The sequence below is a fragment of the Austwickia chelonae NBRC 105200 genome, from assembly GCF_000298175.1.
Taxonomy (GTDB): Bacteria; Actinomycetota; Actinomycetes; order Actinomycetales; family Dermatophilaceae; genus Austwickia; species Austwickia chelonae.
Genome location: NZ_BAGZ01000017.1, coordinates 61,187 through 75,675 on the forward strand (window position 1 = coordinate 61,187; position 14,489 = coordinate 75,675).

Sequence of the window (14,489 nt, forward strand, 5' to 3'; positions counted from 1 at the left end):
GGTTGTTCTCCTTGGTGAGGCGTTCTGGCGAAGTGGGGCGGAACGCGCTGGGTCAGCGGAGCTGGGGGACCGCTGTCAGGTAGAGGGTGTCGTCGTCGAGGGGGTTGGGGGTGGTGGGTGTGGTGGGTGTGGGTGTGGGGTAGGTGTGTTCGTCGATGCCGGTGTGGCGGCGTGCCCAGGCTTGGAGGTGTTCGAGGTAGGTGTGCATGTCGGTGTGGGCGGTTTTGGCGGCGGTTTTGCCGTGGGTTTTTTTGAGTTGTTTGAGGTAGGTTTTGCGGGTTTTTCGGGTGCCGATGGCGGCTTGGTGGAGTTCGGTGAGTTTGTTGCCGGTGACCTGGGTTGCGGCTTCGGTGAGGTAGAGGCGTTCTTGGCGCCAGACCCACCGCAGGATGAAGGCCAAGGCGGTGAATGCGACCGTCCCGGTGACCACCGGGACCACGAGCAGGAAGGCCTGGGGCGCCCCACCTGAGGAGTTCCAGGAGAAGTGCAGGGACCAGGCGAGGGCGTAGAAGCCGGCGAAACCGGCGATGCGGCGGCTGCGGGACCACGGCTTGCCGACGATCCGGCCGAGCAGGACGGCGACACCGACTCCGGTGATCGCGCCGTAGAGATTGTGCGAGTTGAGCCCGGTGAGGGATCGGGAGAAGGTGACCAGCGCTGCCTGGGAGAGATCCCCTTCGAGCCCGCTGATCGCATTGTTCACCCCATAGGCGATGTTCTCGCAGATCTGGAATCCGAGGCCGACGAAGGCGCCCACCATGAGCCCGTGGATCGGCCGGGTCAGGGTGTCCTTGGCGACGAGCATGATGACCAGGGTGCCGGTCATCTTGGTCCATTCCTCGGTGGTCGGACCGACCATCGCCGCATGCCAGACCCGGATGGTCGATTCGTCGAAGATGTGGATCAGGAAATTGTTGAAGATCTTGTTGGCTGCCAGCGCCGAGTAGGTGGTGAACGTGGCCCCACAGGCGAAGGCGGCGAGCATGATCCAGGGTCGGCGGGCCCGGTAGGGATCGCACCGCAGCATGATCCACGTGAGGGTCAACGAGGCGATGACGTGGACGGGCAGCAGTATCAGCACGGAGAATTTGGCCTCGGACAGGGACGGCCCGAAGTAGACGACGAGGCAGACTCCGCAGACCACGCAGCCGGTCAGGTAGAGCCACCAGAGAGCTGAGGCGGGGCGGAAGAACTCATGGCCGTATCGGGCGGGTCTGTCTCCGAGTAGATCCGAGTTCGGGGTGGACATGGTTTTCTCCTCGGTGAGATGTCCTGGTGAAAGGGGGGTGTCGCGGGGATCAGCGATGGTGGGCGACGGGTTCCAGGTAGAGGGTGTCCTCGTCGGCCCGCCCAGGGACCGGGGGTGCGACGGTGTCGTCGGGGTGTTCGTCGACACCGGTGCCACGGCGTCCCCAGGCCTGGAGCCGGTCGAGGTAGCGATGCATCTCGGCCCGCGCTGTGCGGACACCACCGCGTCCGCTCTCCTGCTTGATCCGGGCGAAGAAGGCCTTGCGGGTTTTGCGGTCACCGATGGCCGCTTCGTGGAGGTCGGTGAGCTGGTCGCCGGTCACGGCCTGCGCTGCTTCCCGGAGGAAGAGGCGTTCCTCGGACCAGACCCAGCGCAGGAGCAGCAGGGCGAAACCGATACCGACGGCGGCCTTGACGAGGATCAGCGGGAAGGCCAATCCGTTCGGTGACGGGAGATTCCAGGTGAAGTGGATGCTCCAGGCGAGGGCGTAGAACCCGACGGCGGCCCTGATCCGCTGCATCCCGGTCCATTCCTTGCTGACCGCGCATCCGAGCAGGATGGCGATACCGACTCCGGAGAAGGCGCTGAACATGTTGTGTCCGCTGAAACCGCCGAGGAAGCGGAAGAAGTTGACGAACAGCGGTTCGATGATGTCCTCGCGGGTGGTGCTGTCCGAGGAGTTGAGGCTGTAGGCGATGTTCTCGCAGATCTGGAAGCCCAGGCCGACGAAGGCCCCGACCATCGCGCCGTGGGAGAGCCGGGTCATGGTCGGCTTCGCCAGCATCATGACCAGCACGATCACGAGCATCTTGAACCACTCTTCGGTGGTCGGCCCGGTGAGCGGGGCGTTGTACTTGAGGGTGATCTCTTCACCGAAGAGGTGCAGCAGGAAGGTCGGCGCCGGGGTGTTGGTGATGAGCGAGAGATAGGAGGAGATGGTGAACCCTCCGCCGAAGGCGAGGAGCATGACCCAGGGTCGGCGGGTGCGATACGGGTCGGCGACCAGCATCACGGCGATGAAGACGACGGTGGTCGCCACGAAGATCAGGACGAAGACCGGCAGGGTGCTCACGGTGGCGGCCAGGCTGGGCGCCAGGTCGACGGCCACGGCGGTGCCGCAGACCGCGCAGGCCGTCAGGTAGAGCCACCACAGGTAGGAGGTCGGTCGGAAGAATTCGTGGCCGTACTGCTCGGTGCGGGCGGGGGGTCTCCGCGCGGCGCGGGAGTTCACTTCGCCTCCTTGAAGGTGAGTGAGGTGACGACGGCTTCGAGGGGGAGCGGGTCGGAGCCTCGCTCGGTGGTGGAGACGACCTTGATCAGGAAGTCGCCCCGTCCGACGATGGCGCAACTGCCGCGTCGGCTGTTGTCCCGGTTGGAGACGATGCAGCTGTGGCCTTCGAAACCGTTGGGGGTGCGGGTCTTCTCGTCCTCGATCTGGATGAGCTCCCCGTTCTGCGCGGAGGTCTGGATGTGTCGTCGTACGCCGATCTCTCGGTCCGCGACATTCGGGAGCAGGATGATCTTCATGACGTTCTTGTCCTTGGTGTAGGTCAAGGTGTTCGAATTCGACATGGCGGTGCGTTCCCAACCTGCCGGGGCGAGGAATTCGACCCGGTCGCCTTTTTTCCCGATGGCGAAGGACTCACGGTGGTTCTGGGGGACGGTGCTGGTCGGGTCGCCGATGGCTGAGGCGAGCCGTGCCGGGGACAATCCGGTGACGAGCATGAGCGCTAGCAGAAGCGCGGCGGGTTTGGCGTCGGTGAGACCCTTCACGGGGTGCTACTCCTTGGTGCGTCGGCGAGGGCAGCGGATCTGTCTGTGTCTGCTGTTCGGTGGTGGTGCGGAGTTGTCGTCGTTCAGGAGCGAGATCCCACCGGTGTCAGGTAGAGGGTGTCGTCGTCGAGGGGGTTGGGGGTGGTGGGTGTGGGTGTGGGGTAGGTGTGTTCGTCGATGCCGGTGTGGCGGCGTGCCCAGGCTTGGAGGTGTTCGAGGTAGGTGTGCATGTCGGTGTGGGCGGTTTTGGCGGCGGTTTTGCCGTGGGTTTTTTTGAGTTGTTTGAGGTAGGTTTTGCGGGTTTTTCGGGTGCCGATGGCGGCTTGGTGGAGTTCGGTGAGTTTGTTGCCGGTGACCTGGGTTGCGGCTTCGGTGAGGTAGAGGCGTTCTTGGCGCCAGACCCACCGCAGGACGAGGGCGAAGACGATGAAGGACACGATGGTGCTGACTACGGCGATGATCAGCGAGAGCGGTGGGGTGAATGCGCCGATCGCGTTCCAGGAGAAGTGGAGGAACCAGGGGAGGACGCAGAGCCCGACGAAGCCGGTGATGCGGCGGCTGCGGGACCAGGGCCCGCCGAGGGTGCGGCCGAGGAGGATGGCGACGCCGACTCCGGAGATCGCGCTGTAGAGATTGTGTGAGCTGAATCCGGTGAGGAAACGGGTGATGCCGGTCGTCAACGGTTGGGTGAGATCGCCTTGCAGGTGGTTGATCGAGCCCTGGACCCCGTAGCTGATGTTCTCCATGATCTGGAATCCGAGGCCGGTGGAGGCCCCGACGACGAGCCCGTGCATGGGCCGGGTCATGGTGTCCTTGGCGATGAGCATGATGACCAAGGTGCAGGTCATCTTGGTCCACTCTTCGGTGGTCGGTCCGGAGAGGGCGGCCTTCCAGCCGAGTGCGTTCTCCTCGCTCATGAAGTTGAGCAGGAAGGCACCGTACAGGTCGTTGCCTTTCAACGCGGGGTAGACGGCGGTGGTGGCTCCGCCGATGAAGGCGGCGAACATGACCCAGTGGCGGCGGGACCGGTAGGGGTCGCACAGCAGGATGAGCCAGAGGAAGAACAGCCCGGTGACGGCGTGGAAGGGCAGGAAGGCCAGGAGGGAGTCCTACACCTGGGCGATGGTCGCGCCGAAGTGGACGACGAGGGCGGTGAAGGAGTACAGGCAGGTTGCCAGGTAGAGCCACCACAGGGCCGAGGTGGGGCGGAAGAACTCGTGGGTGAAGCCTTCGGCCGGGGAGCTGTCACGTCGGGGGTTCACTTCGGGTCCTTGACGGCGAGTGAGACGAGCAGGGGGTTGATGTCGAACGGTTCGCTTCCTCGCTCGCTGAGGGAGGAGACGACGACCAGGGCTTCACCTTTGGTGCTCATGGCGCAGTTGCCGCGCTGGTTGGTGCCTCTGGTCGATACGGAGCAGTGGATTCCGTCGAAGCCGTTCTTGGTGGTGAATTTCTGCCCTTCCAGTTGGAAGAGCGTGCCTTTCAGTGAGCTGGCGCGTACGTGACGGTCGAAGGCGGTTCGTTGGTCCTTGGCTCCGGTGAGGACGGTGACGGTGAGGGTGCGTTGGCCTTCGGTGTAGGTGACCGTGTTCTTCGTGGTGCGGGGGCTGCGTTGCCAGCCGGCGGGCGCGTCCAGGGTGATTTTTTTGCCTTGTTCTGCGGGGAGGCTTTCGGTCTGTCCGCGGCTGACGGTGGACGTCGGAACACCGGCGAGGCTGGTCACGGTGTGGGGCACCGCCCAGGGCAGGAAGAGCATCCCCAGGGCGAGGGTTGCTGTTCCGACGTCGTTGAGTCGTCTCTTGGGGTGGTGGCGCACAGAGTTCTCCTCGATGAGTGCCCTGGTGAGGCAGGAATTGAAGGCTTTGCGGAGGACGACCGTGATGTGGTCTATCGGGGGGGAGAGAGTGGGGATGCTCAGGGGCTTCCGGTGGCGGCTCGTCCGGTGGCACGGGCGCCGGGGGTGGCGCGGACCTGGTGGGGTGAACACGCCGGGTGCTGGTGGGCCTGGGTGGCCGGGGCCGGGTGGGGGAGTTCGTGTCCGTGGCTGTTCGGGGTGTTCTCGAACAGTGCTTCGCCGGAGATCGCTGTGCGGCGCGGCTTGCTCACGTCACATCCTTGGGGTGAGAAGTGGGACTTCGGAGCTGGGGGTCGTGCGGGTCGGTGGGGTCAGCCGTGGATGGTGGGGTGTCCGGGACGGTGGTGGAGGTGGGTCCCGGCCGTAGGTGTGGGGTGGCGCGGGGGGTGGGTTGTCCCGGTGGTGTCGGGGGTGGGGATGTCGAGGGTGTTCCGGCTGGTGCCGGCGGTTCCCTGGACAAGGTTGTACACGAACAACTCCTATAGGATCGATCCCAATGGGAAGTGCGATCAACCATACATTCGGCTTGATCCGTGAAGTCGGGGGGAGGGGCCCTGTCCGGGGCGACGCCATCGCCCTTGCCGACCGTGCAGGAACAAACCTGAGTGATTCGTCAAAGAACGCCCATATCTCGACGTCACGCGTTTGACCTGCGGACTTCGAGGATCGACGGGGGAAGCGCTCGATTTTGGCGACAGCTCGTCGGTAAGCCCCGGGCGATCAAGTCAGTATTCGCGCCGGAAAAATCCGCCTTTTCCGGGAAGCCTGGCCGAAACCTAGGAAGTTCTTGAGATTCCTGTGAGTTTCATCTGGGAACAAAATGAAAACGTTCCACTTCGCTGGTGGAGGGCCGGTCAGCCGTCCGATACGAGTTGGATGAGATTTCCGCAGGTGTCATCGAGCACGATGGCGGTGAAACGCCCCATCTCCAAAGGAGGAGCGATGAAATGAACTCCCCTGGCGGCTAATTCAGCATGAATGCGGTGGGCGTCGTCCACGGCGAACGAGGTGAACGGGATGCCGTCGGCCAGTAACGCCTCCTTGAACGACCGAGCCGCCGGATGGGCATCGGGTTCGAGGACCAGCTCCACCCCGTCCGGATCCTGCGGGCTCACCAGGGTCAACCACCGGTGGCCGCCCAGCGGGAGATCCGCTTTCTTCCGGAACCCCAGGACCTCCGTGTAGAAGTGCAGTGCCCGCTCCTGATCGTCGACATAGATCGAGGTGAGATTGATGCGGGGCATGGCGGTGCACTCCTTGTCCTCACAGGACTGGTGACGATCACATGATCACCCCGCCTCCGGGATGTCGGGACGACGTCCGGAGGCGATGTGCTGCGAACGGCGGCGCCGATTGCGCGAGCGGTCTCCTGACGGTGTCGAATGGCACCTGTGATCTGCGCGACAGCGCTTCTTCGACCGAACGGGGTATCCGCTCACCTCCGGCGGTCCGGTGATGGGACGATCAGGGGGTCCTGTGCTCCGCGGAGATCCGAACGCGCGACGTCTCGTTCCGCCCGGAGCCCACCTCCGTCGACCCTCAGGGGAAGAACACGTGATACCGCGAGCTGCCCGCGCAGGTTACCGCAATGTCGCCGTCGACGCCCTTCGCGCCGTGGCCCTGATCGGCATCATGATGAACCATATCTTCGGCGCCGAGATGGCCTCCCTGGTCTGGTGGGACACCCACGCCATCGGCTTCGCCCTGCTCATCGGCGCCGGCGCGGCCTTCGCCGTCCCCGCCTCGGGAGCTGACCGGGCCAAGCCGGTCGCCCGGGCCTGGCTGCGGGCCTCGGTCCTGGTCGCTGCCGGATTCTTCCTGGAGAGCGTTCCCAACGGGGGCGTCGCCGTCATCCTGGTCCGGCTCGCCGTGATCACAGCGCTGGTGGCCGTCATCGCCCTGGCCCGCACCGGCCTCCTGCCCTGGGTGGCGGCGCTGCTCCTGGCCACCACCCCCCAGCTGGCCTGGCACCTGCAGACCCTCCATCCCGAGCTGTTCAGCAAAGCCGTCGGATGGTCCTCGGCCACCGACCCCGGCGCCTGGATGCGGATGCTCTGGGCTCCTTACCACCCGGCGCTGCTGTGGTTGGGCGTCGCAGTGATCGGTCTATGGGTCGTCCGCCGTTTCGACCTCTCCCGGGTCCGAGATCTGGGCATCGTCGCAGCCCTGGGTGCTCTGCTCAGCGGAGGCGCCTACGCCTTCTCCGTCTTCGCCTGGGGGCGCTGGGGTGCGCCGGCAGGCTCGGACCTGAAAACCCTGGCCGTCGGTGACTTCGCCACCCTCACCCAGGACTGGCGTTGGCTGCTGGGAGTCGGGGCATATCTGCCCTCGACCCCCAGCCTGGTGTTCAGCTCCGGGATCGTGCTGATCGCCATGGCGGCGGTGAGCCTCCTGTGCCTGGCACGGCCGGTCGCCCTGGCGCTGAAGCCGCTGGCGATCATCGGGGGAATGACCCTGAGCGCCTACTTCCTCCACGTGCTCCTGGAAGGGCGGATCGCACTGTGGACGGCTGCGGGCCAGCTTCCCAACGGGGCCGAGGTGCCGACCGGGTGGGCCAATTTCGGTTCCCAGGTCGCCATCCTGTTCGTCTTCCTGTGGCTATGGCACCTGCTGCCCGGCCGCCTGGGGAAGGGACCCCTGGAATGGCTCTCCCGTCTGGTGGCGAACACCATCGTGCGTTGAGTCGACCGGACCCGTCAGCGTGGGCCACAGTCGGTGGTACGCATTCACCGCCTGTTGGCCACCCAGGTGGGCGTAGAGCACGGTCGAATCGGCCGGGATCTCCCGGGAACGGACCAGGTCGACGAGTCCGGCGAGGGATTTTCCTTCGTAGACGGGGTCGGTGATCATCGCTTCGAGCTGGGCGCCCAGGGCGATGGCCTCCATCGTAGAATCCGTGGGCAGCCCGTAATGTTCTCCGGCCCAACCGTCCAGGACGGTGATCTCCTCCGGCCTCAGGTCCCGGCCCAGCTCGATCAGGTCGGCGGTGTGGCGGGCGATCCGGTCGACCTGGGAGCGGGTCTGTTCCAGGGTGGCCGAGGCGTCGATGCCGATGACCCGGCGTCGTGTCCCGGTCTCCTCCTCGAGCGCTGCGAAGCCGGCGATCATCCCCGCCTGGGTGGAGCCGGTGACCGTACAGACGACGACGGTGTCGAAGAAGACTCCGAGGTCCTTCTCCTGCTCGGCCAGTTCGAAGGCCCAGTTGGCGAAGCCGAGACCGCCGAGGGGGTGCTCGCTGGCTCCGGCGGGGATCGGATAGGGCCGGCCGCCGGCCTCCTCGACCTCACGCAGGGCCTGTCGCCACGAGTCACGGATACCGATGTCGAAGCCCGCCGGGTCCAGTCTGGTGTCGGCGCCCATCATCCGGGAGAGCAGGATGTTCCCCACCTTGTCGTTGACCGGGTCCTGCCAGGGCACCCAGTCCTCCTGGACGAGCCGACAACGCAGTCCGAGGTGGGCGGCGACGGCGGCGACCTGGCGGGTGTGATTCGACTGGTGCCCGCCGATCGAGACCAGGGTGTCGGCGCCGCAGGCCAGGATGTCGGGAACGAGATATTCCATCTTGCGGATCTTGTTGCCGCCATAGGCGAGTCCGCTGCTGACATCTTCGCGTTTGGCCCAGATCCGTGCTCCGCCCAGGTGTCTGCTCAGCCGTTCCAACCGATGGATCGGGCTCGGCCCGAAAGTCATCGAGTAGCGAGGGAAGTCGTGGAGTTTCATGACGTCTTCGTCCTTTCTCCTGGTGCTGCGGGCTGAGCGTGCTTCCGGGTCTCGGCCGGTTCAGAGGTTGAACGGTTGGGCGACCGACATGCCCGGGGTCTCGTAGGGATTCGGAGGGGCGAGGGAGTCGACCAGGGGGGCCAGGGTCTGCCAGGTCTGGAAGGAGATCTCCGCGGCCCCCTCGACATCGCCGATCTCGCACAGGTCGACGAGTTGGGCGTGCAGTTCCACCGAGTCGTGGCCGAGGATCGAGGAGAAACGGAGTTTCTCGACTCGTCGGATCACCGGGGTGAACTGGTCGAGTACTGCGGCGAGGGCGGCATTGCCACAGACATGGACGGGGACTGCGTGGAAGTCGTCGTCCGCGGCGAGGGCGGCGTCGGCGTCGCCGCGGGCCATCGCGTCCGCGAAGCGGCGGTTGGCCTGTCGCATCTGTTCCAGGTCGCTCCGACTGAGGTCGGCGACGGCTTCGGCGACGGCGAGGCGGTGCATGGTGGACACCACGGCCTGGGCGTCGCGGATGGCGGTGGCGTCGATATCGGCGACGACGGTGGACTTCCCGGGGCGGGCATGGATGAGTCCGGCTGCGGTCAGTCGGAGGAGGGCTTCCCGGACCGGGGTCCGGCTGACGCCCAACCATTGGGCGAGTTCGCTGTCCCGAACGACTTCTCCGGGTGCCAGGGTTCCGTCCACGATGGCGTCGCGGAGGCGGGAGTAGACGTCTTCGCGCAGAAGTCCGCGGCGGAGAGGAGTCGTTTCTTGAGGAACAGGCATACGATATATTGCATGTGAATATGCCTGCCGCGTCAAGGGACTCGCCGCGTTAATTTTCGGCAAAAACCTTATGCGCGAAGGGAAAAGATCCCGCGTCCATCAATAGTCGATTCCGGAGCTCCCGGACCGCTCCCACGCCGTACTACCCGACGGCGAGCCGGATAATCACCCGGCGCACTTCATTAATCTGACGGATATGCGTACTCGATGGCTGCTGCCCGGTTTCTGCGCACTGCTCGGGCTGATCCAGGTGGTGAGCGCCTTGCGCGGCGGGCACCTGCTTTCCCTCGTGCCGGCGGCACTGCTCCTCGCGCTCGCCGTCCTGCTCGCCCCGGCCCGCCTACCTGTGCAGGTCGATCAGGACGGGGCGCGACATGCTGTCGAACAAGGGAAGGTCGTCATCTACCACCGGGCCGGATGCCCCTACTGTCTGCGTCTTCAACGCAGCCTCGGAGCGGACCTGCGGGCAGCGGCCGTCTGGGTGGATATCTGGGCCGATCCGCAGGCGGCAGCTTTCGTCCGCTCGGTCACCGGTGGCGACGAGACGGTACCCACCGTGGTCATCGACGGTGTCCCCGTGGTCAACCCACCGCCGGCCACCGTCGTCCAGGCCCTCCGAGGATGACGACTGCCCGGTCGGAGCTGCGGGAGGGGCGGACAACCCCGGGAAATGCACGAAGGGGCCCGCATCGAGTGATGCGGGCCCCTTCGGAGCTGTACGGGTGGAACTCAGAGGAGCATGCCGGCGATGGCCGCACTCATCAGGTTGGCGAGAGTGGCCGCCAGGACGGCGCGCATGCCCAGGTGGGCGATCTCACCGCGTCGGTTCGGAGCCATGGTGCCCAGGCCGCCCAGCAGGATGCCGATCGAGCTGAGGTTCGCGAAGCCGGTCAGGGCGAAGGTGATGATGGCGCCGGTCTTGGCGCTGACGGTCGCGGCCTCCGGGCCGAAGGCGGAGAAGGCCACGAACTCGTTGACCACGATCTTCTGGCCGACGAAGCTACCGGCCTTGATGGCCTCGTCCAGGGGGACACCGATCATGGCCATCACCGGGGAGAAGACGTAGCCGAGAATGGTCTCGAACTTCAGGTCGCCGTAACCGAAGAGCCCACCGATCATGCCCAGCATCAGGTTCACCAGGGCGATCAGCGCGATGAAGGCCAGCAGCATGGCGCCGACGTTCAACGCCAGCTGGAGACCGTCGGCGGCACCCGAGGCGGCGGCATCGATGAGGTTGCGGTGCTGGGGCTCTTCCTCGTCGTGGCCGGAGTCCTTCTTCTCCTCGGGGGACTTCGTCTCGGCGGGCTTCTCCTCGACCTTTTCCTCGGTCTTCTCCTTGACGGCGACCGCTGACTTCGTCTCGGTCTTCTCCGTGGAGGCAGAACCGGACTCGGTGGTCTTCTCCGAGGTGGACGCGGTAGCCGAGGCCGAGGCTGTGGCACCAGTGGCAGCGACGGCCACGGCAGGCTTGCCGCTGTCGATGACGCCGTCCTCGGGGACGACGATCTTGGCCATCAGCAGTGCGCCGGGGGCCGCCATGAAGCTGGCGGCGATCAGGTAGTCCAGGTTCGCACCCAGCAGGGAGTAGCCGACCAGAACGGAACCGGCGACGGTGCTGAGCCCACCGACCATGACGGCGAACAGCCCCGACCGGGTCATGTCCTTCAGGTAGGGGCGGATGAGCAGCGGTGCTTCGGTCTGTCCCAGGAAGATGTTGGCTGCGGCGTTGACCGACTCGGCGCGTTCGGTGCCCAGGAGTTTCGACAGGCCGCCGCCGAGGACGGTGACGAGCTTCTGCAGCCATCCCAGGTAGTAGAGCATCGAGGTGAGTGAGGCCACGAAGATGATGACCGGAAGCACCTGGAAGGCGAAGATGATGCCCTTCTCCGGAAGGATCGGGCCGAACAGGAACCCGATGCCGGCCTTCGAGGAGTCGATCACGGCCTGAACGACTTCGGAGGCTTTCGAGAGTGCGGTCTTTCCGGCCGGTACATAGAGGACGAGTACGCCGAAGCCGATCTGCAGGCCGAGGGCGGCGAGAACGGTCCGGGGTTTGATGGCTTGCCGATTGGTCGAGGCGGCATAGGCGATGAGTAGCAGCCCTAGCATCCCTGCCAGGCCCCACAGGATGTGCACGAGTCTCTCTCCTCGTTCTTGGAGTCTCCACGGTGGTCAGCCGCGCCGCATTTCCTGGGTTTGGCTGTTGGGCAGCGCACTTCACCCCTCGTGAAGACAATCCCTGTCACAAAGAGGGTCGGTCGCAGCCAGCGGTAAGTATCTCAGGGTCCTACCGAGAATTTTCCTGAGGGTAGAGGATTCGAGAAGACGAGCAGTTTCGGGGTGCGGAGAGGCCGGTCTGTGAGTGCTCCCGGAGTGCATTCCCGGCCGCTGAGGAAGCCGCTGTTTCTCGGTATGGAGATACCTATTCGTAGGTAATGGTGTGATCTTTTCGAGGATTCGATGCTCGGGATGTCGTACTGAATGACCTTTTGATAAAGATTCCCCCGACCGCCTTGACGTCGAGTTGTCCGGTGGTCGGGGGAGCGGTGGGTAGGTCCTTACCCGCGGTAGGCCAGATCGTCGCTGTCGACGATGACCTTGCCGAAGGGGAAGCACGTCAGCGGGATCATCTTGACATTCGCGACAGCCAGTGGAATGCCGACGATGGTGATCGCCAGGAGTATGGCGGTGCTGATGTGGGCCAGCGCCAGCCACCATCCGCAGAGAATGAACCAGAGGACATTGCCGATGGCTGACCCTGCGCCGGCATCATGCCGAGGAATGACTTCCCGGCCGAAGGGCCACAGCGCATAGTTCGCCATTCTGAAGGAGGCGATACCGAAGGGGATCGTGATAATGAATATGCAGCAGATGATTCCGGCGAGTGCATAGCCCAAAGAAAGCCAGAACCCGGAGAGGACGAGCCAGACAAGGTTGAGAAGTGTGCGCACGGGCGGCCCTTGGTGTGAAGTGCGGAAAGGAATGAGGTGAGTATATTCCTCCGCTGTCAGACGGTTGTCGCGGAGTCCCTGAATTGACGAGTTCCCTAGAACTTTCGCGAAATTCATGAATTTCAGGACCTTGGGCCTGGTGTGGGGGTTGATCCTGAGTCCCTCTTCAGGGCAGTTTCGCAGATATCGCGAGAGCTGCGGAAAAGGATCGGTCAGGGGAGTGTCGCCCTGCTGTGTTCGGATTCGTGATGATCTGAGAAGTCGATCGGTCCTGGCGTGGAGAAATGTAGTGGAACAATCTGAGAGAGAGTGTTTCTTTCGCCAGGTCGTGACGTCTGGAGAGGGTTCTTTCCGGGCCTCATCGGCTGTTCTCGAAGGCTGGGGAAAGAGAGGGTTGATCCAACGGGAGAATCGTCTTGGTTGAAGCCTCTTCGATCGAGGGCAAGAAGCTTCTTCTCCGGGGGTGCATGGTGGAATCCGCGCCATGGGGTCGAGGTGGAGGAGAAGTGGTTGGGGTAATTCTTTCACGCAGGTCTCTCCCGTCCCGTAAGAAACTGGGGCGGCCAGATGTGCAGATCATCCTTTTCGCCCTCTTTTTCCGTCCGGCGTCGGACGAGCACTTCCCCGAGTCCTCTCCCCGCGCCGCTCCGATCTGCCGAGGCGTCGGAGAAAAGGGGCCGTCGAGCAGGTCGGACGGATTCGTGTGCGCGGCGGGAAGAATCAGAACTTCTTTCCGCAGTTGTCGGTGAATGCAGCTCCGGCGAACATCTGGGTGAAGAAGGATCTGGTCTGTGTGGTGTGTGGGGCCAGTCCCAGCGCATGGGACAGTCCCCCGTTGGGATTCAGGGCGACCTTGGCCCCGGCCTGGCACCACTGCCGGTGGAGGGTCTTACCGGAGGAGAAGGGGATGGTCTCGTCCTTCCTGGAGTGGTTGATCTGGACGGGCATGGCAGGCGCTCGTTTGCCGATCCTGTTCTCCGCCAGGATGGAGGCGAAGGGCTCACGGTCGAAGTGCTCGGCCAGAGGCTTCCCGTTCTTCAACAGGGTGCGCGAAGAAACCTTGGCGAAAGAGTACTTGTCGCCCAGACAACTGTTCTCCACCCGGCCGAGCATCTTCTCCCCGGCCTCGCTGAGGTGTTTCTTCGGGTCGATCCGGTAGCCACTCATCAGGCCGGTGAGGGCATACATCATGAACATCGAATCCTGCTTGCTGTCGACGACATTGGCGAGCTGGCCCAGGTCGGCCGGGGGTGCGCCCACCGAGGCGCCCTTGACCTTGAGCTCAGGGGCCCAGCTGGAGGCGAGTTCGGCAGCTGCGGCAGCGGCGCCGCCGCCCTGGGAGTATCCGACGATGCCCACCGGTGAGTCCGGGGACAGCCCGGACCCGGGCAGGCTGATCGCGGCGCGGGCGATGTCGAGCACGGCCCGGCCCTGGGAGATCCGGTTCATGTAGGTGTGGGTGCCCGGGGTGCCCAGGCCCTGGTAGTCGGTCATCGCCACCGCGTAGCCGTCCCGGAGGAGGTTCCAGTAGAAGAGTTCCTCGAAAGCCATGAAACGGGCTGCTCGGCGGGAGGGGGCGCAACGGTCGGCCATGCCTTGGGTCACCGGGGCATAGGTGACGATCGGGCGGGGGCCGGGACCTTTCCAGGCGGATGTGGGGACGACGACCAGTCCGGAGACGGCGACGGGGGCTCCGGTGCGGTCGACCGAGGAGTAGAGGACCCGGTTGGCCTTGGAGGAGAGCGCACCGACGCGCAGCGGGTCGATCTGTCGGGAGGCGTATTCCGATCGGATGACGCGGCCGGGGGTGCGGGGGACGTCCTTCGGCGGCTCGTAGAAGGCGGGGCGTTTCTGCTCGGTGGTCCCGGTGACTGTTTTCGCTCCGGCGGTGCCCGGTGCAGGGGGGATCTCGGCGGCTGAGGTCGGGGGGATCGTTCCGGCCAGGGTGATCGCGGAGACGGCGAGGCAGGCGAGCTCTCGGGCAAGGCGCATAGGGTGCTTCCCTTTTCTGTTGTCACCACTGTTGCGGTGCGACATCTCTCGTGCTCCTGCTCTTCCGGGGCGGAGGGCAGGCACCACGGTGGGGGCGTGGCGTGGGTGGATACCTGGCGTGCCGCGGCCCGGCATGTGCTGGACACCGATCAGCGAGATGTTTCCTATAGCACAT

16 protein-coding genes are annotated in these 14,489 nt (G+C 64.9%); 2 read left to right on the forward strand and 14 right to left on the reverse strand.

Annotated elements, in window-relative coordinates; translation table 11 throughout:
- Nucleotides 1–52: 52 nt before the first annotated feature.
- The 9 genes from AUCHE_RS12095 to AUCHE_RS12125 form a co-directional block, all read right to left on the reverse strand.
- Nucleotides 53–1,249, reverse strand: coding sequence for a PrsW family intramembrane metalloprotease (locus AUCHE_RS12095; RefSeq protein WP_006503602.1), 1,197 nt, complete (start codon nucleotides 1,247–1,249; stop codon nucleotides 53–55).
- A gap of 49 nt (nucleotides 1,250–1,298) precedes the next feature.
- On the reverse strand, nucleotides 1,299–2,480 hold the full coding sequence (locus AUCHE_RS12100) for a PrsW family intramembrane metalloprotease (RefSeq protein ID WP_006503603.1): 1,182 nt from the start codon (nucleotides 2,478–2,480) through the stop codon (nucleotides 1,299–1,301).
- Nucleotides 2,477–3,022, reverse strand: coding sequence for a hypothetical protein (locus AUCHE_RS12105; protein ID WP_006503604.1), 546 nt, complete (start codon nucleotides 3,020–3,022; stop codon nucleotides 2,477–2,479). The genes AUCHE_RS12100 and AUCHE_RS12105 overlap by 4 nt, the downstream gene beginning before the upstream one ends.
- A gap of 83 nt (nucleotides 3,023–3,105) precedes the next feature.
- Nucleotides 3,106–4,029 (reverse strand): PrsW family intramembrane metalloprotease, encoded by a 924-nt coding sequence (locus AUCHE_RS15860; RefSeq protein WP_006503605.1) that lies wholly within the window; start codon nucleotides 4,027–4,029, stop codon nucleotides 3,106–3,108.
- A 102-nt stretch (nucleotides 4,030–4,131) separates the two neighbouring features.
- Nucleotides 4,132–4,284: a hypothetical protein gene (locus tag AUCHE_RS16750; RefSeq protein ID WP_006503606.1), complete on the reverse strand. Its 153-nt coding sequence runs from the start codon at nucleotides 4,282–4,284 to the stop codon at nucleotides 4,132–4,134.
- Nucleotides 4,281–4,838: a hypothetical protein gene (locus tag AUCHE_RS12115; protein ID WP_006503607.1), complete on the reverse strand. Its 558-nt coding sequence runs from the start codon at nucleotides 4,836–4,838 to the stop codon at nucleotides 4,281–4,283. Before AUCHE_RS12115 ends, AUCHE_RS16750 begins: the two co-directional genes overlap by 4 nt.
- Nucleotides 4,839–4,936: 98 nt before the next feature.
- Nucleotides 4,937–5,128: a hypothetical protein gene (locus AUCHE_RS12120; RefSeq protein ID WP_006503608.1), complete on the reverse strand. Its 192-nt coding sequence runs from the start codon at nucleotides 5,126–5,128 to the stop codon at nucleotides 4,937–4,939.
- A gap of 60 nt (nucleotides 5,129–5,188) precedes the next feature.
- Nucleotides 5,189–5,347, reverse strand: a complete 159-nt coding sequence (locus AUCHE_RS16755) for a hypothetical protein (protein WP_006503609.1) — start codon at nucleotides 5,345–5,347, stop codon at nucleotides 5,189–5,191.
- 384 nt (nucleotides 5,348–5,731) lie between these two features.
- Nucleotides 5,732–6,121, reverse strand: coding sequence for a VOC family protein (locus AUCHE_RS12125; RefSeq protein WP_006503610.1), 390 nt, complete (start codon nucleotides 6,119–6,121; stop codon nucleotides 5,732–5,734).
- A 310-nt stretch (nucleotides 6,122–6,431) separates the two neighbouring features.
- On the opposite strand from AUCHE_RS12125, the gene AUCHE_RS12130 reads away from it, so the two are divergent.
- Nucleotides 6,432–7,559 carry a hypothetical protein gene (locus AUCHE_RS12130; RefSeq protein WP_006503611.1) on the forward strand — a complete coding sequence of 376 codons (1,128 nt, stop codon included), beginning with the start codon at nucleotides 6,432–6,434 and terminating at the stop codon, nucleotides 7,557–7,559.
- On the opposite strand, the gene AUCHE_RS12135 is transcribed toward AUCHE_RS12130, so the two are convergent.
- Together AUCHE_RS12135 and AUCHE_RS12140 are read right to left on the reverse strand one after the other, a co-directional pair.
- Entirely contained in the window at nucleotides 7,476–8,597 is a 1,122-nt protein-coding gene (locus AUCHE_RS12135; RefSeq protein WP_006503612.1) for a 1-aminocyclopropane-1-carboxylate deaminase, read from the reverse strand. The genes AUCHE_RS12130 and AUCHE_RS12135 overlap by 84 nt on opposite strands.
- A 60-nt stretch (nucleotides 8,598–8,657) precedes the next feature.
- Nucleotides 8,658–9,371, reverse strand: a complete 714-nt coding sequence (locus AUCHE_RS12140) for a GntR family transcriptional regulator (protein ID WP_006503613.1) — start codon at nucleotides 9,369–9,371, stop codon at nucleotides 8,658–8,660.
- A gap of 196 nt (nucleotides 9,372–9,567) precedes the next feature.
- Here AUCHE_RS12140 and AUCHE_RS12145 point away from each other — a divergent pair, with 196 nt between their 5' ends.
- A complete protein-coding gene (locus AUCHE_RS12145; RefSeq protein ID WP_006503614.1) occupies nucleotides 9,568–9,996 on the forward strand; it encodes a glutaredoxin domain-containing protein in 429 nt (142 codons plus the stop codon).
- Between the two features lie 104 nt (nucleotides 9,997–10,100).
- On the opposite strand, the gene AUCHE_RS12150 is transcribed toward AUCHE_RS12145, so the two are convergent.
- From AUCHE_RS12150 to AUCHE_RS12160, 3 genes are all read right to left on the reverse strand, one after another.
- Complete coding sequence (locus tag AUCHE_RS12150) at nucleotides 10,101–11,507, reverse strand: NupC/NupG family nucleoside CNT transporter (protein ID WP_006503615.1); 1,407 nt, start codon at nucleotides 11,505–11,507, stop codon at nucleotides 10,101–10,103.
- Between the two features lie 422 nt (nucleotides 11,508–11,929).
- Nucleotides 11,930–12,322 (reverse strand): YccF domain-containing protein, encoded by a 393-nt coding sequence (locus AUCHE_RS12155; protein WP_006503616.1) that lies wholly within the window; start codon nucleotides 12,320–12,322, stop codon nucleotides 11,930–11,932.
- A 720-nt stretch (nucleotides 12,323–13,042) separates the two neighbouring features.
- Nucleotides 13,043–14,314 carry a lipase family protein gene (locus AUCHE_RS12160; RefSeq protein WP_006503617.1) on the reverse strand — a complete coding sequence of 424 codons (1,272 nt, stop codon included), beginning with the start codon at nucleotides 14,312–14,314 and terminating at the stop codon, nucleotides 13,043–13,045.
- Nucleotides 14,315–14,489 lie beyond the last annotated feature (175 nt).

Bases quoted from the DNA above. Each gene is read 5' to 3' on its own strand.
- AUCHE_RS12135 (WP_006503612.1), bottom strand. From the start codon at position 8,597: ATGAAACTCCACGACTTCCCTCGCTACTCGATGACTTTCGGGCCGAGC.
- AUCHE_RS12160 (WP_006503617.1), bottom strand. From the start codon at position 14,314: ATGCGCCTTGCCCGAGAGCTCGCCTGCCTCGCCGTCTCCGCGATCACC.
- AUCHE_RS12125 (WP_006503610.1), bottom strand. From the start codon at position 6,121: ATGCCCCGCATCAATCTCACCTCGATCTATGTCGACGATCAGGAGCGG.
- AUCHE_RS15860 (WP_006503605.1), bottom strand. From the start codon at position 4,029: ATGTTCGCCGCCTTCATCGGCGGAGCCACCACCGCCGTCTACCCCGCG.
- AUCHE_RS12145 (WP_006503614.1), top strand. From the start codon at position 9,568: ATGCGTACTCGATGGCTGCTGCCCGGTTTCTGCGCACTGCTCGGGCTG.
- AUCHE_RS12140 (WP_006503613.1), bottom strand. From the start codon at position 9,371: ATGCCTGTTCCTCAAGAAACGACTCCTCTCCGCCGCGGACTTCTGCGC.
- AUCHE_RS12095 (WP_006503602.1), bottom strand. From the start codon at position 1,249: ATGTCCACCCCGAACTCGGATCTACTCGGAGACAGACCCGCCCGATAC.